General features: G+C 66.2%; 22 protein-coding genes and 1 tRNA gene. 13 read left to right on the top strand and 10 right to left on the bottom strand.

Annotated features, from left to right (window positions below; translation table 11 throughout):
• Window positions 1-43 precede the first annotated feature (43 nt).
• Window positions 44-307 (top strand): DUF4235 domain-containing protein, encoded by a 264-nt coding sequence (locus AC5RWA_RS10825; RefSeq protein WP_079595394.1) that lies wholly within the window; start codon window positions 44-46, stop codon window positions 305-307.
• A 47-nt stretch (window positions 308-354) separates the two neighbouring features.
• Here the strand turns inward: AC5RWA_RS10825 and mnhG are convergent, their stop codons facing one another.
• Genes mnhG through AC5RWA_RS10855 form a run of 6 tightly spaced genes read right to left on the bottom strand, consistent with a single transcriptional unit; the run spans window position 355 to window position 6,906 of the window.
• Complete coding sequence (gene mnhG, locus AC5RWA_RS10830; RefSeq protein WP_494057592.1) at window positions 355-810, bottom strand: monovalent cation/H(+) antiporter subunit G; 456 nt, start codon at window positions 808-810, stop codon at window positions 355-357.
• Window positions 800-1,078 (bottom strand): MrpF/PhaF family protein, encoded by a 279-nt coding sequence (locus tag AC5RWA_RS10835; RefSeq protein ID WP_079595396.1) that lies wholly within the window; start codon window positions 1,076-1,078, stop codon window positions 800-802. Before AC5RWA_RS10835 ends, mnhG begins: the two co-directional genes overlap by 11 nt.
• Window positions 1,075-1,620, bottom strand: a complete 546-nt coding sequence (locus AC5RWA_RS10840; protein ID WP_115523548.1) for a Na+/H+ antiporter subunit E — start codon at window positions 1,618-1,620, stop codon at window positions 1,075-1,077. Before AC5RWA_RS10840 ends, AC5RWA_RS10835 begins: the two co-directional genes overlap by 4 nt.
• Window positions 1,617-3,308, bottom strand: coding sequence for a Na+/H+ antiporter subunit D (locus AC5RWA_RS10845; protein ID WP_494057593.1), 1,692 nt, complete (start codon window positions 3,306-3,308; stop codon window positions 1,617-1,619). Before AC5RWA_RS10845 ends, AC5RWA_RS10840 begins: the two co-directional genes overlap by 4 nt.
• The gene (locus tag AC5RWA_RS10850) at window positions 3,305-3,895 is read right to left on the bottom strand and encodes a Na(+)/H(+) antiporter subunit C (protein ID WP_494057594.1); all 591 of its coding nucleotides are present in this window, start codon (window positions 3,893-3,895) and stop codon (window positions 3,305-3,307) included. Before AC5RWA_RS10850 ends, AC5RWA_RS10845 begins: the two co-directional genes overlap by 4 nt.
• Window positions 3,892-6,906 (bottom strand): Na+/H+ antiporter subunit A, encoded by a 3,015-nt coding sequence (locus AC5RWA_RS10855; RefSeq protein ID WP_494057595.1) that lies wholly within the window; start codon window positions 6,904-6,906, stop codon window positions 3,892-3,894. Before AC5RWA_RS10855 ends, AC5RWA_RS10850 begins: the two co-directional genes overlap by 4 nt.
• Before the next feature lie 325 nt (window positions 6,907-7,231).
• Here AC5RWA_RS10855 and AC5RWA_RS10860 point away from each other — a divergent pair, with 325 nt between their 5' ends.
• The 6 genes from AC5RWA_RS10860 (at window position 7,232) to AC5RWA_RS10885 (ending at window position 13,157) form a co-directional block, all read left to right on the top strand.
• Window positions 7,232-8,503: an MFS transporter gene (locus AC5RWA_RS10860; RefSeq protein ID WP_494057637.1), complete on the top strand. Its 1,272-nt coding sequence runs from the start codon at window positions 7,232-7,234 to the stop codon at window positions 8,501-8,503.
• 138 nt (window positions 8,504-8,641) lie between these two features.
• Window positions 8,642-9,742, top strand: coding sequence for a Gfo/Idh/MocA family protein (locus tag AC5RWA_RS10865; RefSeq protein ID WP_494057596.1), 1,101 nt, complete (start codon window positions 8,642-8,644; stop codon window positions 9,740-9,742).
• The gene (locus AC5RWA_RS10870; RefSeq protein ID WP_494057597.1) at window positions 9,739-10,707 is read left to right on the top strand and encodes a DUF6807 domain-containing protein; all 969 of its coding nucleotides are present in this window, start codon (window positions 9,739-9,741) and stop codon (window positions 10,705-10,707) included. The genes AC5RWA_RS10865 and AC5RWA_RS10870 overlap by 4 nt, the downstream gene beginning before the upstream one ends.
• The gene (locus AC5RWA_RS10875; RefSeq protein WP_079595404.1) at window positions 10,704-11,447 is read left to right on the top strand and encodes a cupin domain-containing protein; all 744 of its coding nucleotides are present in this window, start codon (window positions 10,704-10,706) and stop codon (window positions 11,445-11,447) included. Before AC5RWA_RS10870 ends, AC5RWA_RS10875 begins: the two co-directional genes overlap by 4 nt.
• Window positions 11,448-11,487: 40 nt before the next feature.
• Entirely contained in the window at window positions 11,488-11,970 is a 483-nt protein-coding gene (locus AC5RWA_RS10880; protein WP_079595405.1) for a cation:proton antiporter regulatory subunit, read from the top strand.
• A 5-nt stretch (window positions 11,971-11,975) separates the two neighbouring features.
• Complete coding sequence (locus AC5RWA_RS10885) at window positions 11,976-13,157, top strand: cation:proton antiporter (protein ID WP_494057598.1); 1,182 nt, start codon at window positions 11,976-11,978, stop codon at window positions 13,155-13,157.
• A 15-nt stretch (window positions 13,158-13,172) separates the two neighbouring features.
• Here the strand turns inward: AC5RWA_RS10885 and dcd are convergent, their stop codons facing one another.
• Window positions 13,173-13,748, bottom strand: coding sequence for a dCTP deaminase (dcd, locus tag AC5RWA_RS10890; RefSeq protein WP_115523542.1), 576 nt, complete (start codon window positions 13,746-13,748; stop codon window positions 13,173-13,175).
• A 133-nt stretch (window positions 13,749-13,881) separates the two neighbouring features.
• Between dcd and AC5RWA_RS10895 the strand changes: the two genes are divergently transcribed.
• On the top strand, window positions 13,882-15,600 hold the full coding sequence (locus tag AC5RWA_RS10895) for a CAP domain-containing protein (protein WP_494057599.1): 1,719 nt from the start codon (window positions 13,882-13,884) through the stop codon (window positions 15,598-15,600).
• A 39-nt stretch (window positions 15,601-15,639) separates the two neighbouring features.
• Here the strand turns inward: AC5RWA_RS10895 and AC5RWA_RS10900 are convergent, their stop codons facing one another.
• Window positions 15,640-16,104 carry an SRPBCC family protein gene (locus tag AC5RWA_RS10900; protein WP_494057600.1) on the bottom strand — a complete coding sequence of 155 codons (465 nt, stop codon included), beginning with the start codon at window positions 16,102-16,104 and terminating at the stop codon, window positions 15,640-15,642.
• A 241-nt stretch (window positions 16,105-16,345) separates the two neighbouring features.
• Here AC5RWA_RS10900 and AC5RWA_RS10905 point away from each other — a divergent pair.
• From AC5RWA_RS10905 to AC5RWA_RS10915, 3 genes are all read left to right on the top strand, one after another.
• Window positions 16,346-16,419, top strand: a tRNA-Gly gene (locus tag AC5RWA_RS10905).
• 100 nt (window positions 16,420-16,519) lie between these two features.
• A complete protein-coding gene (locus AC5RWA_RS10910) occupies window positions 16,520-16,660 on the top strand; it encodes a hypothetical protein (protein WP_176156728.1) in 141 nt (46 codons plus the stop codon).
• Window positions 16,657-17,829 carry a N(5)-(carboxyethyl)ornithine synthase gene (locus AC5RWA_RS10915; RefSeq protein ID WP_494057601.1) on the top strand — a complete coding sequence of 391 codons (1,173 nt, stop codon included), beginning with the start codon at window positions 16,657-16,659 and terminating at the stop codon, window positions 17,827-17,829. Before AC5RWA_RS10910 ends, AC5RWA_RS10915 begins: the two co-directional genes overlap by 4 nt.
• Window positions 17,830-17,885: 56 nt before the next feature.
• Here AC5RWA_RS10915 and AC5RWA_RS10920 read toward each other — a convergent pair whose 3' ends face one another.
• On the bottom strand, window positions 17,886-19,268 hold the full coding sequence (locus AC5RWA_RS10920; RefSeq protein WP_494057602.1) for an MFS transporter: 1,383 nt from the start codon (window positions 19,266-19,268) through the stop codon (window positions 17,886-17,888).
• A gap of 143 nt (window positions 19,269-19,411) precedes the next feature.
• Here AC5RWA_RS10920 and AC5RWA_RS10925 point away from each other — a divergent pair, with 143 nt between their 5' ends.
• A complete protein-coding gene (locus AC5RWA_RS10925; protein WP_494057603.1) occupies window positions 19,412-20,266 on the top strand; it encodes a LysR family transcriptional regulator in 855 nt (284 codons plus the stop codon).
• Between the two features lie 148 nt (window positions 20,267-20,414).
• Entirely contained in the window at window positions 20,415-20,729 is a 315-nt protein-coding gene (locus tag AC5RWA_RS10930; protein ID WP_494057604.1) for a hypothetical protein, read from the top strand.
• Window positions 20,730-20,846: 117 nt separating this feature from the next.
• Here the strand turns inward: AC5RWA_RS10930 and AC5RWA_RS10935 are convergent, their stop codons facing one another.
• Window positions 20,847-24,353 carry a bifunctional proline dehydrogenase/L-glutamate gamma-semialdehyde dehydrogenase gene (locus AC5RWA_RS10935; protein ID WP_494057605.1) on the bottom strand — a complete coding sequence of 1,169 codons (3,507 nt, stop codon included), beginning with the start codon at window positions 24,351-24,353 and terminating at the stop codon, window positions 20,847-20,849.
• Window positions 24,354-24,559 lie beyond the last annotated feature (206 nt).

The raw sequence follows: 24,559 nt of genomic DNA on the forward strand, positions 1-24,559 counted from the left end.
AGGCTGGGTACAGCCCGTTTTCCGCCCGCAAGGAGTACTAGGAATGAACCTCTTCATCAAGCTGCTCGGCACCGGTGTGAGCCTCGGCGCCGGCCTGGTCGGCACCAAACTGGTCAATGCCATCTGGGAAAAGACCACCGGCCGGAAGCCGCCCACCGGCAAGGACGAGGACGTCCCCACAAGCCTCCACTCGGCCCTGACGTTCGCGCTGATCTCAGCGTCCGTAAGCACCATCATCCAGGTGCTGGCAAACCGCGGCACCCAGCGTGCCATCACCCGCTTTGCCAAGAGCCAGGACATTGTCTAAGACAAGGACTTAGTTTGGCGGCTGATCCAGCCCCTGGCTGAATACACCTAGCGCGCTGAGCCGTCGCCGGAACCGTCCTCCTGGGCGGCTTTGGCGGCGGCTTTTTGCACGGCTGCCTTCTGGCCAGCTGCCTTCAAGACGACGGCTTCCAGCTCGTCCGAGGTCAGCAGCTCCCGGTGGAGGTGCTTGGTGCGGTAACCGGCCCTGCCCACCATGTGCGCGGAGACGGGCACGGTGAGGAGCTGGAAAATCCACGCCACCAGCAGTACCGGCCATACCCACCAGGTGCGCATCTGCAGCCCGATCGATGCCAGCAGCAGGAACAGGCCCAGTACCTGCGGCTTGGTGGCGGCGTGCATGCGGCTCAGCAGGTCCGGGAAGCGCAGCAGGCCAATCGCTGCGCCCAGGGACATGAGGGCACCCACCACCATAAAGACGGCGGATACCAGGTCGATCCAGCCGTCCACGCCGGACACATCAGGGTTGGCAACATTAGGGCTCATGGGGCTGTTCCCTCCGGTCTGCCACGAACCTGGCCACCGTCACGGACCCGATGAAGCCGATGACCGAAATGGCCACCACCAGCATCAGGTTGTTGAGGTGCCGGTTCACGGCCATGTCGATGCACAGCGCCCCGCCCAGGATCGCGAGCAGCACGTCCGCCGCGAGCACCCGGTCCAGCAGTGACGGGCCCCGGGCGATGCGGATGATTGCGCCGCCGGCGGCGAGCGAGAAGATCACGGCCGTGATGGCCAGGACGGCCTGCATCATGCGGCTGCCTCCGATCGGACGGCTTCCAGCTCTTCGGCAGTGCCCATGATGCGGATCAGGCCGGCCTCGATGGAGCGCACCTCATTGCGCAGGTTTTCCACGTCCTGCGGGGAGCTGATGTTGATGGCGTGCAGGTACAGGGTGGACGTGGAACGGTCCACCTCCACCACCAGGGACCCGGGAATCAGGGAAATGACGTGCCCGGTGGCGGTGACCATCAGGTCCTGGTGGCTCCGCAGGGTTACCGCCACCACAGCATTGGTCACCGCGGGTCCCCTGGCAATGGCCAGGTACAGGATCTGGGCACTGGCGATCACCACCTTGGCCAGGAACACCAGGGCGAACGGGATGGCGTACAGGATGTTGAAGCGGCCGCTGAGCTCCACGGGCGGGAGGTAGAACAGCCTGGCCACTGCTATGGCCAGCAGCGCCCCGAACAGCAGGTTGCCGGGGCTGAAGTCCTGCCAGAGGGCGCCCCAGACGATCACCAGCCACACCAGGAGCGGCAGTTCCTGGCGCAGCGAAATTCGTTGGCGGCTCATTGCCCTCCTCCCCTGGTGCTGACCGCCGGAACAACGGTGTCCTCACCCATCACGGCATGGATGTAGGGGGACCGGTCCAGCATGTCCGCGGCGGCGCGGTCGGACAGTCCGAACAGGGGCCCCGCGAAAACGGTGAGTGCCACGCCCAGCGCCACAAGGCCCAGGGTGGATCCCACCATGGTCCTGGGCAGGAGTGTGGCGGGACGGGGCGCACCGGCGCGCGGCGAGGCGCCGGCGAGCCGCTGGACGCCGGTGCGCGCAGCAAGCATGATGCCGGTCCGGCTGCCGGCGCGCTGGACCGCGTCCTCTGCCCGGTCCGCTTCTTCGGGAACCGCCAGCAGCACCGGGTCCGGGTGCTCGGCGTCGGATGGCCGGCGCCAGAACGCCCGGTTCCAGACCCTGGCGATTGCCAGCAGGGTCAGCAGGCTGGTGAGAACTCCGCCGATGACCAGGGCGTAGGCCAAGGGCGTCCCGAGCTCGATCCCGGCCTGCATCAGCCCCACCTTGCCCAGGAATCCGGAGAAGGGAGGAATGCCGGCCAGGTTCATGCCGGGGATGAAGAACAGAATCGCCAGGAGGGGCGAGAGTCTGGCCAGCCCGCCCAGCCGGTCCACCGACGAGCTGCCGCCGCGGCGTTCGATAAGCCCGGTGACAAGGAAGAGGCTGGTCTGGATGGTGATGTGGTGGGCCACGTAGAACACGGCAGCCCCCAGCCCCGCCACGGAGGACATCGCGAGCCCGAACACCATGTAGCCGATATGGCTGACCAAAGTGAAAGAGAGAAGACGCTTGATATCGCTCTGCGCCAGCGCACCGAGGATTCCCACCACCATGGTCAGCAGCGCCGCCACCATCAATGGTGTGTTCAGCGAGTCGCCGGGGAAGAGCAGGGTTTCCGTGCGGACCATGGCATAGACGCCCACCTTGGTCAGCAGGCCGGCGAACACCGCGGTGACCGGGGCCGGCGCGGTGGGATAGGAGTCGGGGAGCCAGAAGGACAGCGGGAAGACGGCCGCCTTGATGCCGAACGCGACCAGCAGCATGACGTGCAGGAGGGTTTTGGTGCCCTGGTCCAGTTCGCCCAGCTTGATGGCAAGGTCGGCCATGTTCACTGTTCCGGTTGCGCCGTACACCATGGCGATGGAGATCAGGAACAGCACCGAGGACACCACGGAGACCACCACGTAGGTGACGCCGGCGCGGATGCGCGGGCCTGTTCCGCCCAGGGTCATCAGCACGTAGCTTGCGGTCAGCAGGATTTCGAAGCCCACGTAAAGGTTGAAGAGGTCGCCGGAGAGGAACGCGTTGGACACCCCGGCCACCAGGATCAGGTAGGTGGGGTGGAAGATCGAAACCGGTGCGTCATGGTCGCCGTCGGCCATGCCCTGCCCTGTGGCGTACACCAGCACGGCCAGGCTCACCGCCGACGAAACCACCAGCATCAGCGAGGAAAACTGGTCCACCACCATCACGATGCCCCACGGCGGCAACCACCCGCCGATGGTCACTGCCGCCGTGCCGGCGGTCCACACATGGGCCAGCAGGAGGCATTCGAGCAGCAGCGTCAGGGACAGCAGGCCGATGCTGACCGCCCGCTGCGCCCGGGAATGCCGGATCAGCAGGAAGGTCAGGGCAGCGCCCAGGATGGGAAGTACGACGGCGAGCGGGGCAAAGCTTGCGATGTTCACTTTCCGCCTCCTTCCGGGCCGGGGGCGATGTTTTGGGAGCCGGGCTTTTCTTCCGCGGCGGCATGTTCGGCAAGCATTTCGCGGCCGCCCGCGAGGAGGGTGGCCGTGGCAGGTCCCCCGTCTCCGGACGGCCGGTGGTCCGAGATGTCGCGTCCGTTGCCGCCCAGCATGGTGAGCGGGAACTCGGAGGTCTCGGCGGGAATCTCGGCATCGTCCTCGGCATCGAAGCTGGGGGTTTCGGCAACGCGGAGGTCTTCCACGTCATCCTGGATTTCGTCGCGGCGGGCCAGCACCCAAGTGCGGTAGATGATGCCGAGCATGAAGGCCGTCACCGCGAAGGAGATGACGATTGACGTCAGGATCAGCGCCTGCGGCAGTGGGTCGTTATAGTCCCCTGCCGCGATGTCCTTGGAGTACAGGGGAGCCAGGCCGGCATAGCCGCCCGTTGCCAGGATCAGCAGGTTGGTGGCGTTGGCCAGGAGCATCAGGCCCAACAGGACACGCGTCAGGCTGCGTTCCAGGATCAGGTAGATTCCGCAGGCGTACAGGGCCCCCATGACGATCAGCAGGGTCAGGTTGACGCTCATGCTTTGCCCTTTGCGGTGGTTTCTGCAGGAATGCCGTCCGGCTCCTGGTCTTCGGCGGGTGCCGCGGACCGTTCCTCGAAGTGTTCATCAATCTCGGCGCCGAGGCTCCGCAGCACGTCCAGCACCAGGCCAACCACCACGATGTAGACGCCGATGTCGAAGATGGTGGACGTGACGAACTTGATGTCCCCGAACACCGGCAGCCAGAACTCGATGATGGCGGTCTGGAACACCTGGCCACCCAGGAGCAGGGGCACCGCGCCGGAGGCTGCGGCGACGGCCAGGCCGATGCCCAGCAGGGCGCCGGCGCTGACCGGTGTGGCCTCGCGGAGTTCGAACCGGCCGCCGGCCAGGTAGCGGATGGTCAGGGCCAGGCCGGCCGTCAGGCCGCCGGCGAAGCCTCCGCCCGGAAGGTTGTGCCCGGCCAGCAGGAGGTACAGGGAGAAGATCACCAGGGAGTGGAAAACCAGCCGGGTGACCACTTCGAAGATGATGGAGCGGCGTTCCGGCGCCAGGGTCCGGCCGGCAACCAGCCAGGCGTCACGGGCAGAGGCTGCGAACTTGCGGCTGATGGCCAAAGCGGCGCCGTCGCGGGAACCGGGGTCCACCCCGTGGTGCCGGCCCACCGTGCCCTCGGCGATGCTGGCGGAGGTCCGGATCCGGTCGCCGCGGCCGCGGACAAAAATGAGGCTGGCCACTCCGGTGGCGGCCAGGGCAAGGACGGTAATTTCCCCGAAGGTGTCCCAGGCGCGGATGTCCACCAGCGTCACGTTGACGATGTTCAATCCGCCGCCGCCCTCGTAGGCCAGGAGCGGGAACTCCAGCGAGACGGGGGTGGCGATCCGTGCACCCATGGCGAAGATCGCGGCGAACACCATGGTGACGCCGAATCCCAGGCCGATGATCACGCGCACCACCCGGTATTTGCCGCCGGTGCGGTCGCGGAGCTCGGCAGGCAGGCTCCGCATCGCCAGGACGAACGCCACCAGGATGATGGTTTCCACCAGCATCTGGGTCAGGGCGAGGTCAGGGGCGCCCTGGAGGGCGAACATCAGCGCGATGCCGTAACCGGTGACGGAGACCATCAGGACGGCCAGGAAGCGCTTGTTTGCCTTCACGGCGGCCAGGGCACCGATCACGATCCCGGCCCCCACCACAAGCTGGAGCGGGGAGCCCGGATCCACCAGGTAGATGCCCTCGGGCAGGGGCTTTCCGGCGAGCAGGATCACCGCCAGGGGCAGCACGAAGGCGACGCTGAGGATGACGGCCAGGTAGTAGTACAGCGAACCGCGCTGGGTACGCCCGGTAACCCAGACGGCGACGTCGTCCAGCGCGCCGATGGTCAGCTGGTAGGCGCGGTCGGCGTCCACCCACGGCGGCACCAGGGACTGCAGCCGGGCCACCGCGTTCCGGCCAAAGTACATGGCAAGCCCCAGGGCGAACGTGACGGCAGTCAGGCCAAGCGCCGGCGTGAAACCGTGCCACAGCGCAAGGTGCCCTGCCTGTTCAGCCGGCGTCCCGGCGTCGGACGCGGTGGAGGCAAACAGCGCCGCGTACGGCTGGATCCAGGCATCCACGGGGACGGGCCACACGCCGTAGGCAATGGTGAGGATGCTGAGGATGGCGGGCGCGGCGAGGAAGGAAGGCTTGATGGCCTTGAACGGAGTGGGCTCCACGCCGGGCTTGGCGGCAAAGGCACCCCACATGAAGCGGGCGCTGTAGGCGAAGGTGAGGACGGACCCCAGGACCAGGCCGGCCAGGACGACCGTTCCCCACGGCCCTGCGCCGGGATCCGCGGCATGGTGTACAAACGCTTCCAGCACGGATTCCTTGGCGACGAAGCCGGCAAGCAGCGGAAACCCCGCCATGGATGCGGCACCGATGCCGGCCACAATGCCCAGGGCGCGGGAGGAGCGGAAGACTCCGGAGAGCTTGCGGACGTCACGCGTTCCGGACTGGTGGTCGATGATGCCCACCACCAGGAACAGGGTTGCTTTGAACAGCCCGTGCGCCAGGAGCATCGCGAGGCCGGCGAGCGCCGCGTCAGGCGTGCCCAGCCCCACCACCATGGTGAGGAAGCCCAGCTGGCTCACCGTGCCGTACGCCAGGATGAGTTTGATGTCCGTCTGCCGCAGCGCCCGGTAGCCGCCAACCAGCATGGTGGCCAGCCCCAGGCCCAGGACCACAGGCTGCCAGTACGCGGTCTCGGAAAAGCCCGGCGCCAGCCTGGCCACCAGGTAGATGCCGGCCTTGACCATCGCGGCGGCGTGCAGGTAGGCGCTGACCGGGGTGGGCGCGGCCATGGCGCCCGGCAGCCAGAAGTGGAACGGGACCAGCGCTGATTTGGTGATCGCGCCAACCAGGATGAGCACGACGGCGGCACTCACCATGGTGCCGGATGCACCGCCAACCAGCGCGGGTGCCTGTTCAAGGATGGCGGAGATACGGTAGGTTCCGGCGGCGTGGCCCAGCATGATCAGGCCCACGAGCATGGCCAGGCCGCCTGCGGTGGTGACCATCAGTGCCTGCAGCGCCGAGCGCCGGGCTGCCAGCCTGGTCCGGGCGTAGCCGATGAGCAGGTAGGACAGGATGGTGGTCAGTTCCCAGAAGATGAAAAGGAGCAGGAGGTCATCGGCCACCACCAGGCCGAACATGGCACCCGCGAAGGCCAGGAGCTGCGCCCCGAAGGCGCCCAGGTCCTGGTCGCCTGCCTTGAAGTACCGTGCACAGTAGACCAGCACCAGGGAGCCGACGCCCAGCACCAGGAGGGACATCACCCACGCCAGCGCATCCATGCGGAAGGCAAGCTCCAGGTGGAGGCCGGGAATCCAGGGAATGACCTCCGCAACTGCCCCCTGAGCCGAGTAGACCGGGGCGTGCTGGAAGAGGAGCCAGGCGAAGGAGGCGGCCGGCACTGCTGCCAGTGCGTAAAACGCATTGGGGCCCCACGTCCTGAACAGTAGGGGCGCCAGCACAGCCACCGTAAAGTGCACGGCAAGGACTGTGATCACTGGTATCTCCGCAACGTCAGGGATTCGATTGTCAAAAGTTGGAGCAGGCGGCAAAAGTAAGGTTCGGGAGTGGACAGTTTATCAAGTCCTTATACCTGTTCCGTCGGCTTGGCAGCCGCTGACGCCGTCCTCCCCCGGAGGCCCGGGGGCCGCGTCCGCTGGATGTTCGCCACCGGCGGATACGATGCATCGTATGAACACCGCCAGCGCTCCCGGGGCCATGCAGCCGGCCTCGGAACTTGAATCCGGGCACCACGCGTCCAGCAAGGGCCGGATCCTGGCCTGGGCTTCCTGGGACTGGGGCTCCGCGGCCTTCAACGCCGTGATGACCACGTTCGTGTTCACCGTCTACCTGACGTCCAGCGCCTTCGGCGGGGAGGACCAGGCATCGGCGGTCCTGGGCGGCGCCCTGGCCGTGGCGGGCTTCGCCATCGCAGTGCTGGCCCCCGTCACCGGGCAGCGCTCCGACGCCGGCGGCCGGCGGAAGCTGTGGCTGGGAATCAACACGGCTGCCGTCGCCATCCTGACAGCCCTGTGCTTTTTTGTGTTTCCGCGCCCTGAATTCCTGCTCCTCGGGGTATCCCTGATCGCCCTCGGAAACGTCTTTTTCGAATTCGCCGGCGTCAACTACAACGCCATGCTCGCCCAGATCTCCACGCCCCGGAACATCGGCAAGGTCAGCGGGTTCGGTTGGGGCGCGGGATACCTGGGCGGCATCGTGGCGCTGCTGGTGGTCCTGCAGCTGTTCGTCCAGCCCAGCTTCGAATGGTTCGGCGCCTCCACCGAGGACAGCCTGAATATCCGGCTGGTTGCTCTCTTTTCGGCCCTGTGGTTCTTCATTTTCGCCCTGCCTGTGCTGTTTGCGGTCCCCGAACTGCCGAGGACCGGCCAGGCGGCGCGGCTGGGCTTCCTGGCCAGCTACGGACTGCTGGTCCGGCGGATCAAGGCCATCTACGCCACCAGCCCCCACACCATCTACTTCCTGCTGGCCAGTGCGGTGTTCCGCGACGGGCTGGCGGCTGTTTTCACGTTCGGTGGAATCATCGCCGCCGGTACCTTCGGCTTTGAGCTGTCACAGGTCATCTTCTTCGCCATCTTCGGAAACGTGGTGGCGGCCGTGGGCGCGATGATCGGCGGATTCCTGGATGACCGGGTGGGACCCAAGGCAGTGATCATCGGCTCCCTGGTAGGCCTGCTGATTGCCGGCACGGTCATCCTGGTCCTCGGCAACGGCGACTACGTCTTCTTCGGCATGGACTGGGCCGGCAGCACCACCTTCTGGGTGTTCGGCCTCTTCCTCTGCCTGTTCGTGGGGCCCGCCCAGTCCTCCTCGCGGGCTTACCTGGCACGGCTTGCCCCGCATGGCGAATCGGGCGAGCTCTTCGGCCTGTACGCCACCACCGGGCGGGCCGTCAGCTTCCTGGCACCGGCCCTGTTCACGCTCTGCATCGCGGTGGCCACGCCGATGGTGGCAGCCGGCCAGGCGCAACGCTGGGGAATCCTGGGCATCATGGTGGTCCTCCTCGCCGGGCTCCTTGTCCTGCTGCCCGTGAAGTCTCCGGGGAAGGCGTCCATCGCGGTTGTTCCGGCCGCCTGACCGGACGGAACCACCCGTCGGCGGCAAAGCAGGACAAGCAACAGATTCCTTATCGGAAGCATTGACTCCTTTTGTTATCGATCACATACTTGTGGGTGATAATATTTTGAATGCTTTCAATGACGAGGAGCACTGCCCATGGAACGGACCTCTCCACGCCCCCGGGCCGGAATCATCGGTACCGGCGGGATAGCCCACGCCCACGCTGAAGCCCTCAAGCTGGCCGGGGCAGAGCTGGTGGTTGCCGTGGACATCGACCCTGACAGGGCCGCCGCCTTTGCGGCAGAGACCGGCTTCGCGCAGACCGCGCCAAGCCTGGCTGCGGTCGCCGACGCAACACTGGACGTGGTGGCAATTTGCACGCCGCCGTCGTCGCACGCTTCCCTTGCCCTGGAGGCACTCGCCCTGGGCCTGAACGTGGTGCTTGAAAAGCCGCCCGCGTTGTCGCTGCGGCAAATGGTTGAACTGCAGGCGGCGGAGCGGGCATCGGGCAAACACGTCAGCTGCATCTTCCAGCACCGCTTTGGCACGGGCGCGCGCAAACTGGCAGTGCTGCAGGAATCGGGGGTCCTCGGCAACCCGCTCACCGGCTTCTGCAACACGCTGTGGTTCCGCAACCAGGAGTACTTTGACGTTCCGTGGCGCGGCCTCTGGGATGTTGAGGGCGGCGGGCCCACCATGGGGCACGGCATTCACCAGTTCGACATGCTGCTCCACCTGTGGGGCCCCTGGCAGGAAGTCACCGCGTTCGCGGGCCGGCTTGCCCGGCGCACGGAAACCGAGGATGTGTCCACGGCCATCGTGCGGTTCGAATCCGGCGCCCTGAGCACCGTCATCAACTCCGTCATCTCCCCCCGGGAGACGTCACAGCTAAGGTTCGACTACGAGAACGCCACCGTTGAGCTCGAGCACCTCTACGGCTACGACGACTCCCACTGGCGTTTTACCCCCGCGCCGGGACAGGAGCACCTTGCCGGCCTGTGGGCAGACGGTTCCGCCGCCGTCGCCAGCGGGCACCCCGCCCAGTACTCGCACATTGTGGAGGCCATCGGCTCCGGAGCCGTCCCGCCGGTCACCCTCGCCGAGGCCTACCCCACCATGGAGCTTGCCGCCGCCATCTACGCCTCCGCCATCACCGGCAAGACGGTGCGCCGCGGCGACATCATTGAAGGAAACCCGTTCTTCGACCGTGCCGACGGCCGGCTGGAACCCTGGAAACTCGAAAAGAGCAATGCATGAGCAGCACCGCCCCCGCCACAGGCACCTCCACCACCGGCGGCCCGTTCAGCTGGATGGACGACGGCGCAGCCGTCACCGTCACCCTCGACGGCGTCCAGGTCCTGACCTATATCTATGCTGCCAATGACCCGCAGGAGGAGTCCCCGCGGCCGTACTTCCACCCCGTCCGGACCAGGACGGGGGACCTGGTGAGCGCCTACCGCCCGCACGACCATGTGTGGCACAAGGGCATCGCCTGGTCACTGCCGCACCTTGGCCCGGACAATTTCTGGGGCGGGCCCAGCTACCGGCGGGGGCAGGACTACCGGTGGCTGCCGAACAACGGCGCCATGCGGCACCGCGAGCTTGGCCAGGCAACGGACGACGACGGCACGTTCCGTTTTGCCCATTCCCTGCAGTGGGTCACGCAGCAGGGCTCCCTTGTGGTGGAGGAGGAGCGGTCCTTCCAGGTGGTGCCGGAGACTGACAGCAGCTACACCCTGGTTTTCGACACGGCCATGACCAACGTCTCCGGGGAACCCATCCACATCGGCTCGCCCACTACGGAGGGACGGGAGAACGCCGGCTACGGCGGCCTGTTCTGGCGCGGTCCGCGGTCCTTTGCCGGTGGGTCCATCATCGGACCGGGCGGCGCTACCGGCGAGGAGCTCCGCGGCCAGCGGGCACCCTGGCTTTCCTTCGTTGGCCAGCACGATGAGACCTGCCGCTTCTCCACCCTGGTCATGGTGGATGACCCCGGCAGTGAACACCCCGAGCCGGAATGGTTTGCGCGGTCGGAGCCGTTCGCCTGCATGGGGCCGGCGCCGTTTTTCAGCGAGGAAGTCCTGTTCGAGGCCGGCACCACCCTGCACTACCGGTACGGGGTGGTAATCGCCGACGGGCAGTCCGACGCCCAGCGGTCCGAAGCCCTGGCCCTTGCGGCACGGGAACTCCTGGCCGCCACCCAGGGCCGGAACGGTCAGTGAACACTGCAGGCGTTCCCGGCTTACCCGGCTTTCCGGGCGGGACCGCGGTCAGCGGCCTCCGGGTCTATGACTGGGAGGCCGCTGACGGGCTGTGCGGAGGGTCACCCCACCTGCACACCGTCTCCACCGAGGCCTATGTGGTGACCGGCGGCACCGGCCAGGTACACACCATCTCCATGGCGGGAGCCGCGGAACATGAGCTTGCCGCCGGTTCACTGCTTTGGTTCAGCCCCGGGACAGTCCACCGGCTGGTCAATTCCCATCAGCTCACCCTCAACGTGATCATGTCCAACGCCGGGCTGCCCGAGGCAGGGGACGCTGTCCTCACGTTTCCCCGGGCCATCCTGGCGGATCCGGACAAGTACGCGCAGCACGCGGTACTGCCACGCGATGCTGACGAGGCCGTCGTCGCCGCAGCCGCCCGCAGGCGCCGGGACCTCGCCATGGAAGGATACGCCGAGCTGCATACATCCGTCCTGCGTGAGGGCCCTGATGCCCTTGCCGCTTTCCACCGTGCAGCCGCCGTCCTGGTACGCCCGCGCGTGGAGCGCTGGAAGAAGATCTGGTCGGAAACGGTCCGCAGCCAGGTTGACGCAACGGAGCAGGCGCTGGAGGACCTGGCGGACGGCTCGGCGCGGCCGTTGGCCGGAGCGGCAGTGGCCACCGCCGGCCGCCGCCCCGGCGAGGGGTACGGCATGTGCGGAAGGCTGACCACCTGGGATGATTCCCGGGTGGTATGACTCCCGCGCCAAGTGCGTCCCGGGAGACTAGGCTTGGTTCATGAACGTGGATGAGACCAACCTTCCGGGCCTGGGCCGGCGGAAGGATTTCATGACAGCATCCGGGCGCCGGATCGGCGTGGTGGAGCTGCGGGAGGGCCAGACGGAACTTATCGTTTCCACCTGGGACGATCCCGATACCTGCCAGGCTTCAATTCCGCTGACCAGCGACGAAGCAGCCACCCTGGGCAACCTTCTGGGAGGGCAGCACCTGGCCATGAAGCTGACGGAGGAGCACAAGGATGTTCCCGGGATCGTCACCCGGCAGTTCTCCATCGCTCCCGACTCCCCGTTCCAGAACCAGCCGATGGGCAAGGCCTGCATCCGCACCCGGTGCGGCGTGTCCATCGTGGCCATCATGCGTGAAGGCGAGGTGCTCCCGTCGCCGGGACCCGACGTCGTGCTTCACACGGGTGACCTGCTGGTGGCAGTCGGAACCCAGGAAGGCCTCGACTCGGCGGCCGACATCCTGCGCCACGGATAAATCCTATGGATCCGCTGGCCCTGACCCTCATTGAACTGGGGGCCGTTGTGTTCTGCCTTGGCCTGTTGGCCAGGCTGGCCGGACGGATTGGAATGTCGCCTATCCCGCTCTATCTCCTGGGCGGGCTCGCTTTCGGTGCCGGGGGCATCGTCAAGCTCGAAGGCATGCACGAGTTCGCACACCTTTCCGGCGAGATCGGCGTCATCCTGCTGCTGCTTATGCTCGGGCTGGAATATACGGCAGCGGAGCTGTTTACCGGCCTCAAGCGGTCATGGCAGGGCGGTGTCCTCGACCTCGTCCTGAACTTCCTGCCAGGCGCCGCCCTGGCGTACTACCTGGGCTGGGGCGGGGTGGGAGCCATGGTGCTGGGCGGCGTCACCTACATCTCGTCGTCGGGGATCGCTGCGAAAGTCATCACCGACCTCGGCCGCCTGGGCAACCGCGAAACTCCCGTGGTGCTGTCCATCCTGGTGTTCGAGGACCTGGCCATGGCCGTCTACCTGCCCATCCTGACGGCCATCCTTGCCGGCGTCAGCTTCCTGGGCGGCCTCACAACGGTGGGCATCGCGCTGGCGGTGGTAAGCCTGGTGCTTATGGTGGCCCTGCGCCACGGCCACAGCGTCTCCAAGGCCGTCCACAGCGAGAACTCCGAGGTCTTCCTCCTGAACGTCCTCGGCGCCGCCCTGCTGATAGCCGGGGTGGCGTCAGCCATGCAGGTTTCGGCGGCGGTAGGCGCGTTTATGCTGGGCATCGCCATTTCCGGAGCCACCGCCCATAACGCCACGCGCATCCTTGAACCGCTGCGTGACCTGTTCGCGGCCATCTTCTTCGTGGCGTTCGGCCTCAATACGGACCCCACATCCATCCCGCCCGTACTGGGGTGGGCCCTGGTGCTGGCCGTCATCACGGCCGTGACCAAGATGGCCACCGGGATCTGGGCGGCGAAGCGGGCAAGTATTGCACGTCCCGGCCAGTTCCGTGCCGGGGCTACGTTGATTGCGCGCGGGGAATTTTCCATCGTTATCGCCGGGCTGGCCGTGGCCTCCGGAGCCATTCCCGCGGAACTGGCTGCCTTGGCCACCGCCTACGTGCTGATCATGGCCGTGGTTGGACCGCTGGCAGCCCGCTACGTTGAACCGCTCGCCAGGATGGCGACGGGGAGCCCGGGCGTCGCCGCCAAGGCGTAGCCTCCGATACCTGCCCTAAATGCTGGTGCGGTGGAAGTTCAGGTGGCTGCGGCTGGCTGTGGGCCCGCGCTGGCCCTGGTAGCGGTTGCCGTACCCGCCATGGCCGTACGGGTACTCAGCGGAGGACGTCAGCCGGAAAAAGCACAGCTGGCCGATCTTCATGCCCGGCCACAGTTTGATGGGCAGCGTGGCCATGTTGGACAGCTCCAGGGTCACGTGGCCGGAGAAACCGGGGTCAATGAACCCGGCGGTGGAGTGGGTCAGGAGCCCCAGCCGCCCCAGGGAGGACTTGCCTTCCAGGCGGGCCGCGATGTCATCCGGCAACGTAACAGTCTCGTAGGTTGAGCCCAGGACGAACTCGCCGGGGTGCAGGATAAAGGCTTCGTCCTGCTCCACTTCCACCAGCCGCGTCAGCTCAGGCTGCTCCTGGGCAGGGTCGATGTGCGCGTACTTGTGGTTGTCGAAAAGCCGGAAGAACTTATCGATCCTGACGTCCACGGATGACGGCTGCACCATCGCCGAATCGTACGGCTCCAGCACGATCCGTTGGGAGTCTATTTCGGCACGAATATCGCGGTCAGAGATCAGCACCGTCCCAAATTACCGTATGCGTTATCCACACCTATATTTTCCCGTTGTTGCTGTGGCCTAGTGGGGCTAATGTTGCCTCAGATGCACAGGCGCCGGATGGTCTCCCGGATGGCCCAACAGAGCTGGGGATGTTGTGAATAAATTGGTTGCGCCCTCTTTTATTGGTGTGCTCTGCGCCCTGGCGCTGGTCTCATCATCAGCGGGAACACTGTCCGTGCCTGCGCCCGCCAGCCAGTCGGCCGGCGCAGCGGCTCCGCTGGGCGTCTCACTGGAGCCTGCGGTCAACGACGGCGGTGCCTCCGCCGGCGGTGGATCCGCCGGGTCCATCCTGAAACCCGCTGTGGAACCGGACATCCGCCCGGCATCACCTGCTGCTGCGACAAGCATGGTCACCGAGCCCGCCGTCAGCCCGTCCACAGATGCCCCCGCTGCACCTGCGCCCACGCCCGCGGTTACCGGAGAACCTGCTCCGGCCGGCTCTGCAGACCCTGTCCCCTGGATCCCGCCGCTGTGGGCGCCGGACGAGGAATTGGCCACACCCCCGGCCACCCGCCTGGCGGCCCCCGAGTCCGCCACGGCGATGCCCGCACCGGAGGGCCTGGTCCGGGACAGCAATACCGCAGCTGTCCTCACGGTGTTCAACCGGATCAATGAATACAGGGTGGCCAACAAGCTGAACCCGGTGAAATACCATGCCACCGTTGCCGGGTTGGCGCAGGAATGGTCCGACAACATTGCCTCGCGTGAGGTGATTGAGCACCGCGCCAGTTTCTGGACGGATCCGCGCGCCATGAATCCGAACAACGGCGCCGGCGAGGTCATCGCCATCCGCACGGACCGCGATGCCGCTCAGCTGGTGGAATGGTGGAAGGGTTCCCCGGGCCACAACGCCATGCTGCTCGACCCGCGTTTCAATGTCATGGGCGCCGGGATCTCGTACACGGACAGCACGTACAAAATCTGGGGCGTGGTCAACTTCTTCGGCTACACAACACTTCCGGCAGGCACCACCGATTCCCCCGGCGGCGCAGGCTCAGGCAACGCCTTCCCGCCGCCGGTTGCCAGCATGTGCGATGCCCCCGTCAGGCATATGCCGCCCACGCTTGACCTGTCCGCCGCCGCGATCAAGGGCCCGGCAGACCTGGTAACCGTGGATTCCGCCGGCCAGCTCCTTAACCGGTCCTCGCTGGGCGCGCGCTCCTACGCTCCGGCCAAGGTGATCGGCTCCGGGTTCAGCGGCGCCAAGGAGGTCTTCGTGACGGACTGGGACCGTGACGGCGCGTATGACCTGCTGACGCAATGGACCAACGGGAACCTTACGCTCCACCGGGGCATCGCCACCGGTGGATTCCAGGCTCCTGCCACGCTCGGAGCGGGGGGATGGCAGTCCCTGACCTTGGCGGTGGGTGGCTGGTGCGCCAACAACCGGATGCCCCAGATCCTCGCCCTGGATACTGCCGGCGGCCTTTACCTGTACCCCAACAAGGGCACCGGTGACCTTTCCGGACGCACGCTTATTGCCAGCGGCATCACGGCCAGCCGGCTCTCCATGGTTGATTACGACGCCGACGGCTTCCAGGACATCCTGGCAGTGCGGTCCGATGGTGCTGTGCAGCTCTATCGGGGCTGGGGAACCATCGCCCTGCGGGCGGAAGCGAGGCCGACTGTCGCCACGGGGTGGCAGGACGTCACGGGCGTCAAGGCGCTGCGGGACGTCACCGGACTGAACTCGACGGGACTGGCGCTCCGCCGGGCGTCGGACGCGGTGCAGTACTGGGACCTGACCGGTGGAACCCTTGCCACGCCGTCGAACATCGCCGGGCCGTGGTCCGGACAGCGGCTGGCACAGTAGGCCAACCCGGGCGGCGGATGCGCGACAAGCTGCGGCCGCCTACTGGGTGGCGGGCTGAAGTTCCAGGACGTCCTTGAGCCGGTCCAGCTGGGCAACCTCGGAGCAGACACTTCGCTGGACCATCCGGTTCAGGAGGCCGAGCCGGTCGAGGAAGCCGAATGAGCCCTCCGGCAATGCTTCCAGCGCGAACCGGACGCGGGTTCCCGAGCTCTCGGTGCTGAGGTAGTAACCGCCCGTGCGGTTGGCGGGGCCGGAGGTGACCTGGAACTCTATCTCCGCCCCTGGCCTTGCCTGGGTGATTTCCAGGTCGGCCGGAATGCTCAGTCCGGACCGCCCTGCCACCATCTGCCGGTACACCGCGCCCTTGCTCCCGGCCGGGCCCTGGAGCAGCTTGACGCTGCGGACACCGTCGCGCCAGAGCGGAAGATTGGTGGCGTCGAGCAGGTACAGGTACACAGCCATGGCGTCACGCCGGATGAGGACCTCGTGCTCTGCGAATGCCATGAAATTCTTCCTGTGGTTGACGTCGGCCTGCCGCAATAGCCGCCTCCCCCTGACGCCCGCAGCTATCCGGTTCAGGTTAGCCAGCGCACTGTGTCCCCACCTAGCCAGGCAGGGGGACGTTATTGAAGAGTTACTGGATGACGCCGCGGGTAAGGGGACACGGCGGCGCGGCTTCGGGGTTGGGCGGCACGCCGCCGCAACTGCGCTAAGCTAAGTTCTGCCCCGCGCGAGTGGGGGCGATGCGGCTGTAGCTCAATGGTAGAGCGCTAGCTTCCCAAGCTTGATACGCGGGTTCGATTCCCGTCAGCCGCTCCACTCTTGCCCTTGGCGGCACCTGCAGCCCAGGAGTCCCGTTAGGCGCCCAGGTGTATCGTCAGTAGTCAGGAACCTTTTCGGTTCCGCTACAGGAGCAATCATGGCTGACAAGTCCCCGCGTCAAACGGCATCAAAAAAGTCCGGCAAGTCCATCAAGGAAAAACGCGCAGATAAGAAGGCCGCCTCCGCACCGGCCAGTTCCCTGGACATCACGTCCGGCAAGGCTCCCAAAAAGAAGTGACCGGCCACCAGAGCCAACTGAGCCTGGGAGTCCTGGCATCAACAAGGAAACCGGACGAACTCCGCCTCCCCATTCATCCCCTGCATTTTGAACGCATTGCCCCGGCCCTGCGGCGGCGCATCATCCTGGAGCACGGCTACGGCGAGCGCTTCGGCGTTTCGGACCAGCACCTCGCCACCCTTGTGGGCACGATCGCCAGCAGGGAAGAGCTGCTGGCGGAAGCGGACATCGTGCTGCTGCCCAAGCCGCAGCCAGAGGATCTCGCCGAACTGCGTGACGGGCAGGTTCTGTGGGGCTGGCCGCACTGCGTCCAGGACCGCGCCATCACGCAGCTGGCCATCGACAAGAAGCTCACGCTGATTGCCTTCGAGGCCATGAACCACTGGGCCAGCGACGGCGGGTTCGGCCTGCACGTGTTCCACAAGAACAACGAACTGGCCGGGTATTGTTCGGTTCTGCATGCGCTCTCCCTGACGGGTTCAACGGGAGATTACGGGCGGCGCCTGAGTGCCGTGGTGATTGGCTTTGGAGCCACCGCCCGTGGCGCCGTCACTGCGCTGAATGCGCATGGGATCCACGATGTGCAGGTGCTGACCAACCGGGGAGTCGCCGCCGTTGGCGCCCCCATCCACTCCGTGAACATCGTGCAGTTCGACCACGACGACGAGGCGCCCTTCCTGAGCCAGGTCATCACCGAGCGGGGCCGGGTTCCGCTCGCCCCGTTCCTCGCCGAAAGCGACATCGTGGTCAACTGCACCCTGCAGGACCCGAACAATCCGCTGACGTATCTGCAGACCGAGGACCTGGACGCCTTCGCCCCGGGCAGCCTCATCATCGACGTGTCCTGTGACCCCGGCATGGGCTTCAGCTGGGCGCGTTCCACCACCTTTGCCGAGCCGATGGTGACCATCGGGGACCACATCAGCTACTACGCGGTGGACCACAGCCCGTCGTATTTGTGGAATTCCTCGAGTTGGGAAATCAGCCAGGCCCTGCAGCCGTTCCTGGAAACGGTCATGGGCGGGCCCGATTCCTGGGCGGGAAGCGACACCATCACCCGTGCCATTGAAATCCGCGACGGAGTGGTGCGCAACCAGGACGTGCTGGAGTTCCAGCAGCGCGATGAGGCGTACCCGCACCGTGTGCTGCAGGTGCAACCGGCTTTGTAAAGCGCACCTTCGTTGAGCGATGCCGGCACGCAGGAAACGCGCCGGCATCTGCATTCTCAGGCGGCGGCGGCCGCTTTCACGATGCGCACCGGGTGGCTCCGGTCCTTGAAGTCCACCTGCAGCTTGAGCGAACCCTTTCGCGCCAGGACGACGGCGACGGTCAGGGCCGCGAGCACCGGCACCCCGCCGGAAACCAGCAGGGCCACGTGCGGGTCCGCATGTTCAGCGATCCAGCCGAGCATGGGTCCGCCGAGGGCCTGGCCGCCGATCAGCACCATGATGTAGAGGCTCATCACGCGACCGCGGATGCCCATGTTGGAGCTGACCTGGACCAGTTGGTTGGAACCCGTGAGGAACATCAGGCACCAGAATCCGGACAGGACCATCGCAGCGCCAAACCAGGCCATGGAGGGCGCCCCGGCGGCGAGGCACAGCATGGCCCCGTACATTCCTGCGCAGAACACTACTGACCGGAGCCGGAGTTGCCGGCGGCGGGTGGAAGCCACGGCCCCCGCCAGGGCGCCCAGCGCCACCAGTGCATTGAGCAGGCCATAGCCGCCGGCACCAACCTTGAACACGTGGTCCGCGAAGGCGGCAAGCACCACGGGAAGGCTCATGGCGAACACTGCAATGAAACCGGCCATGAGCCAGGGCCAGTAGATGGTGGGCTTGCTCAGGGCATAACGGAGACCCTCGCGCAGCATCCCCTTGCACTTGGGCGCCGGCGGGCTCACGAAGAGCTGGTCCTTCCGGAGGACCAGCAGCATGGCCACCGTTGAGCAGCAGGCCACGGCGTTGGCGGCAAAAGCCCAGCCGGCACCCACGGCTGTCAGCAGCAGCCCGGCAAGGGCCGGGCCGATCAAGCCACCCAGCTGGAAGGTGGTGGAGTTGACGCTGATGGCGTTGCGCAGGTATGTGGGTCCTACCAGTTCGTTGACGAACACCTGCCGCGCAGGCTGGTCGAGGACCGTGACCAGGCCCAGCACCAGTGCGATCACATAGACGTGCCACACCTGGACGGCTCCGGTGAGCGCAAGGGCTGCGAGCGCTGCAGCCAGCACCGCGGCAAGGCTCTGGCAGAGGATCAGGATCTTCCGCTTGGCGAAGCGGTCGGCCACCATGCCGCCCCACGGCCCCAGGAGGAGCGAGGGCAGGAACTGCAGCGCCACGGTGATCCCCACGGCAGTCACGGAACCGGAGAGCTGCAGCACCATCCAGTCCTGGGCGATCCGCTGCATCCAGATCGCGATCACGGCGATGAAATGCCCTGCCGCGAAAATCCGGAAGTTGGGGACTCTCAGGGAGATGAAGGTGTGCCGCCAGGGAAGGCGTTCCGAGGCAACCGGCAGCGGCTGGGTCTGGTTGTCCGGCGGAGCGGTGCCCGCGGAATCGATGACGGGCTGGGTGACGCTTGCCGATGACGGCGGTGGGGGTGCCACAGTGGTGTCCTCAAAATTGCGGGCGGTCCGGGATGCCCTTAACGCTAGGCTGGGCCCAACGGATTATGGAGTCCTATTCTCCCTATAACTCGTATTGCGAAGCACAATGAGAGATCCGGCGGTGCCGGCCGAAGGAGCCCGACGTGTTCGAACCAGCCCAGTTGCGTTCTTTCCTGGCCGTTGCCGAAACCCTCAGTTTCACCAAGGCCGCCGAGCGGCTGGGCCTGGCCCAGCCCACCATCAGCCAGCACATCCGGAAGCTGGAGACGGCAGCCAAGCGGGTGCTGATCACCAGGGATACCCGTGACGTCCGGCTCACTGACAACGGGGATGCGATGGCCGGTTTTGCCCGGAACATTCTGTCCGCGCATGACTCTGCGGCACGCTATTTTTCCGGTTCCGCCATGCGTGGGCGGCTCCGCTTCGGCACCGCGGATGATCTTGCGATAACCGGACTACCCCGGATCCTGCGGGAGTTCCGGCAGATCTATCCCCAGATCAACCTGGAACTCACGGTGGGGCAAAGCGACCAGCTGTACCGCAAGCTGAATGCCGGCCAGTTGGATCTGGTGTTCGTGAAATGGGTGGCAGGCGCCAAGGACGGCACGGTGGTGCAGCACGATTCCTTTTCCTGGGTGGGACTTGAGCAGACCACGCTGGAACCGGGCCATCCAGTCCCGCTCATCGCCTACCCCTCCCCCAGCCTGAGCAGGAAACTTGCCATCGACGCCCTCGAGGCGCATGGCAGGACCTGGCGCATCACATGCACCACCCGCCAGATCAGCGGGGTGCTGGCCGCCGTCCGCGCGGGAATCGGCGTGGCCGTCATGCCGTCGTCGCTGGTTCCCGAGGACCTGAAAATCATCACCCGCCGGTTCGACCTTCCGGCCGTCGGGGACGTGGACTTCACGCTGATCCGCAACCCGCTGGCCAACACGGAGGTGATCGATGCCCTGACGCAGTCGATCGTGGGCCGGACCATCAACCGCCAGGGCTAACAGGCGGCCTTAGCACACGAGACAACCCGTTCTCCATTGATGTCGGAACGTTGCATAATCTATGCTGGTTTTCCAGGTCAAGCAGCTGGCCGGTTCAGCAACACGAGCGCGCCTGAATCACAGTGAACGCGCCCGGGACAGGCAGCCAATGACGACAGCCAGGAACACCCATTTCAGTGCGGCCCATGCACGTCCGCACACCACCGCGCGGCCTTCCACACGCCAATCCACCCTGGGCGCCGGAATAGCAACCACGGATTCCGGTTATGTGGGTAAGCCAACCTGCGACAAGTGCCGCACCGACGAGTTCGTCTACCTCGAGTCCTACATCCCGCCCACCTACCGCCGTGACGGGTCTGTGGCTACGCTCGGCGAAGTCGCCTACACCTGCACGCGTTGCGAGGATTTCTCAGCCCACAGCGTCCCGGTGACGTGGTCACCTCCGGGGTGGTACCTGGGCTAATTTTCCCAAGGTCTCCTGCCGCGCAGCCGGCGCGGACACATGACATCAAGAAGGCCGGACGGCCCCCTAAGGGTGGCCGCCCGGCCTTCTGCTTGCCCTAGTGCATCATCCCCGGACCTAGATCAAGGCGTCCGAGAGGTGGTTCGGTGTGCCGAAGCGGTGGGCAGTGATGCTGACGGCCTGCTCGTGCAGGAACGGCAGCAGTTCAACGCGGCCTGCCTCGGTGACGGGGTGGGCGTAAACCGCCAAGTCAGGACGGCCGCCCGTTGCTTCGGCGAGCGCCGTGGCGTCGCCGCCGATGAGGCGGATACGCGCGCCGGACAGCCTGCCCGCTTTGGCGAGCCGGCCCGCGGAAGCCAGCCAGCCGGCATCGGACTCCACCGTCACGTCGATATCCAGCGCGGTGAGCACGGGGCGCAGCTGGGCGGGAAGTTCCACGGCGGTGGACACCGTCAGCTCCGAGCCCGCCAGCACGCCGGCTGCGACGGTCCGGACGAGGTGCGCCAAGGGCGCGTCTTCTGAGAGACGGATGGTCACGGGCAGGCTGCGGTAGCGGAAGATGTTGCGTTCCGCGCTCAGCCCGGACACGTCCTTGGCGGTGCCGAACTCCTCCGCCCAGGCCTCGGCGTCGGATGCCAGGGCGCGCTGGACGGATTCCAGCTCAGCAGGCTCCAGGGCGGCGCCGGCGGCGTTGATGATCCGGCGGACACCGGGGTGGGTGACGGCAGCCGTTGCCGTGCTGCGGGAGGAGACCCAGTCACCCAGGCCGGCCAGGTAGTTGGGCCCGCCTGCCTTGGTGCCGGCGCCGACTGCCGACTTCTTCCAGCCGCCGAAGGGCTGCCGCTGCACGATGGCACCGGTGATGCCGCGGTTGACGTAAAGGTTGCCGGCCTGGATGGAGTCCAGCCAGATTCCCAGCTCCTCCGGGTTCAGCGAGTGCAGGCCGGCAGTCAAGCCGTACTCGATCTGGTTCTGGATGGCAATGGCTTCCTCGAGGGTCTCGGCCGTCATCACGCCCAGCACCGGGCCGAAGAATTCGGTCAGGTGGAAGTAGGAACCGCGCTTGACCCCGTAGCGCACCCCCGGGCTCCAGAGCTTTCCGGTGTTGTCCAGCTTCTTGGGTTCAACGGCCCAGTTTTCGCCGTCGCCCAGGGTGGTGAGGGCGTTCAGGAGCTTGCCGTGGGCAGGCTCGATGATGGGCCCCATCTGGCTCGTGGGGTCCTCCGGGTAGCCCACCTTCAGGGAGGTGACGGCGTCGATCAGCTGGTTGTGGAACCGCTTGGACTTGGCCACGGAGCCCACCAGGATCACCAGTGAGGCGGCGGAGCACTTCTGGCCGGCGTGGCCGAACGCGGAGTAGGCCACGTCCTTGGCTGCCAGGTCCAGGTCTGCACTGGGGGTGACGATGATGGCGTTCTTGCCACTGGTCTCGGCCAGCAGCGGCAGGTCCTGCCGGAAGGACCGGAACAGTTCGGCGGTTTCATAGCCGCCGGTGAGGATCACGCGGTCCACGGCCGGGTGCGAGATCAGCTGCTTGCCGAGTTCCCGTTCGCCGAGCTGGACCATGGTGAGGACGTCCTTTGGAACGCCTGCTTCCCAGAGGGCTTCGACCATGACGGCGCCGCTGCGAGCGGCCTGCTTGGCAGGCTTGATCACGACGGCGGAGCCGGCGGCGAGTGCCGCGAGGGTGGAGCCGGCCGGAATGGCGACCGGGAAGTTCCACGGCGGCGTCACCACGGTGAGCTTCGCCGGAACGAACGTAGCGCCGTCGACCTTTTCCAGCTTACGGGCCGACTCGGCGTAGTAGTGGGCAAAGTCCACCGCCTCGCTGACCTCGGGGTCACCCTGGTCGATGGTCTTGCCGGTCTCGCTGGCCATGACCTCGAGCAGGTCGGCCCGGCGGGCCTCCAGGACGTCGCCGGCGCGGTGCAGGATCTCGGCGCGCTCGTCGCCGGAGAGCTGGCCCCAGGCCTTGCCCTTGTCCAGGGCGGTCTGGATGACGGTGTTGAGTGTGGCCTCGTCCTTGATGGATGCTGCCGCCACGGATGCGTTGCCGAGGGTGGAGGACGGGACGCGCTCCAGGATGGCCCGGCCCCAGTTGCGGTTGGCCGGCAGGGACGGATCCGTGTCGGGGGTGTTGTCGAAGCCTTCGTGCGGCATCGGGGCCGGGGGCAGGCTGCGGTCCTGGCGGCGGTTTGGCAGGGGAACGCTGTTGTCCAGGGCCTCCAGGGAGGAGAGGAAGCGCTGCTTTTCACGTTCGAAGAGGGCTTCGTTTTCGCTGAGTTCGAACACGGCGGACATGAAGTTGTCCTGGCTGGCGCCCTCTTCGAGGCGGCGGATCAGGTAGGCGATGGCGACGTCGAACTCGGACGGGTGCACCACGGGTGTGTACAGCAGCAGCGAGCCGACGTCCTTCTTGACCGCTTCAGCCTGGCCCTGGGCCATGCCCAGCAGCATTTCGAATTCGATGCCGGATTCCACGCCGCGCTGCTTAGCCAGGAGCCAGGCGAAGGCGATGTCGAACAGGTTGTGGCCGGCGACGCCAATTCGGATGTTCTTGATGCGCTCCGGGTGCAGGGAGTAGTTGATGACGCTCTTGTAGCTGGTGTCGGAGTCCTGCTTGGTGCCCCAGGTGGCCAGCGGCCAGTCATGCAGGGAGGATTCCACCTGCTCCATGGGCAGGTTGGCGCCCTTGACCACGCGGACCTTGATGCCGGCGCCGCCGTTGGCGCGGCGTTCGGCAGCCCAGTCCTGCAGGCGGATCATGGCGGAGAGTGCGTCCGGGAGGTAGGCCTGGAGCACGATGCCGGCCTCGAGGTTCTTGAACTCCGGCTTGTCCAGGATCCGGGTGAAGACCGCGATGGTCATGTCCAGGTCCTTGTACTCCTCCATGTCCAGGTTGATGAACTTGGCCTTCCCGCCATCGCGGGCAAAGGAGGCGGCGCGCTGGAACAGCGGGGTGAGCTTCTCCACGACGTGTTCCACGGCTTCGTCGAAGGCCCAGGCGGAGTGCGGTGCCACGGTGGAGGAGACCTTGATGGAGACGTAGTCGACGTCGGGGCGTGCCAGCAGGGTGTGCGTTCCTTCGAGCCGGCGGGAGGCTTCGTGCTCGCCGAGGACGGCCTCGCCCAGGAGGTTGACGTTGAGCTTGACGCCGTCCTTGCGGATCTTAGCGATGGCCGGGCCCAGCTTGGCGTCGGTGGCGTCCACGATCAGGTGGCCCACCATTTCGCGGAGGACCTTGCGGGCGATGGGGATGACAACCTGCGGCAGGACCGGTGCCATAGTGCCGCCCAGCTGCACTGCGCTGCGCATGTACCAGGGCAGGAACGCGGGAACCTTGGGGGCCAGGGCGGCGAGGTTCCGGGCGGCGACGTTCAGGTCTTCGGGACGGACCACGCCGTCCACGAAGCCGACCGTGAATTCCAGGCCGTTGGGGTCCTTCAGGACGCCGGCCAACTGCTCGGCGGAGGCGTCGACGGGAACCTTCGCTGCCTCGGTCAGCCAGCGGCGGACCAGGGCGACGGCGTCGTTGGCCAGTGCTTTGGCCTGGGGCACGTCGACGTCGACGGTCTGCGGCGCGAGGCCGGTTGCAACTGCCGGTTCCATTGCAATGTGGGTCATGGCTTTTCTCGTTCTTTCCTGGGGATTCAAGGAGGTCTTAGAACCAGTATGAGCTTGCTGTCACATAAGATAAAGCGATGTTTTCTAAGCAATACAGGTTAGAAAACATGAAGCTTTTGGAGCCTCGTGAAGGGCGTCCCCATCCGCCCGCGAGCGCACCCGATGCCCGCCGCTTTTGTTCGTCTTTCGAACATTTGTACGTTCAA

This window comes from Arthrobacter sp. 210 2 (assembly GCF_059093025.1).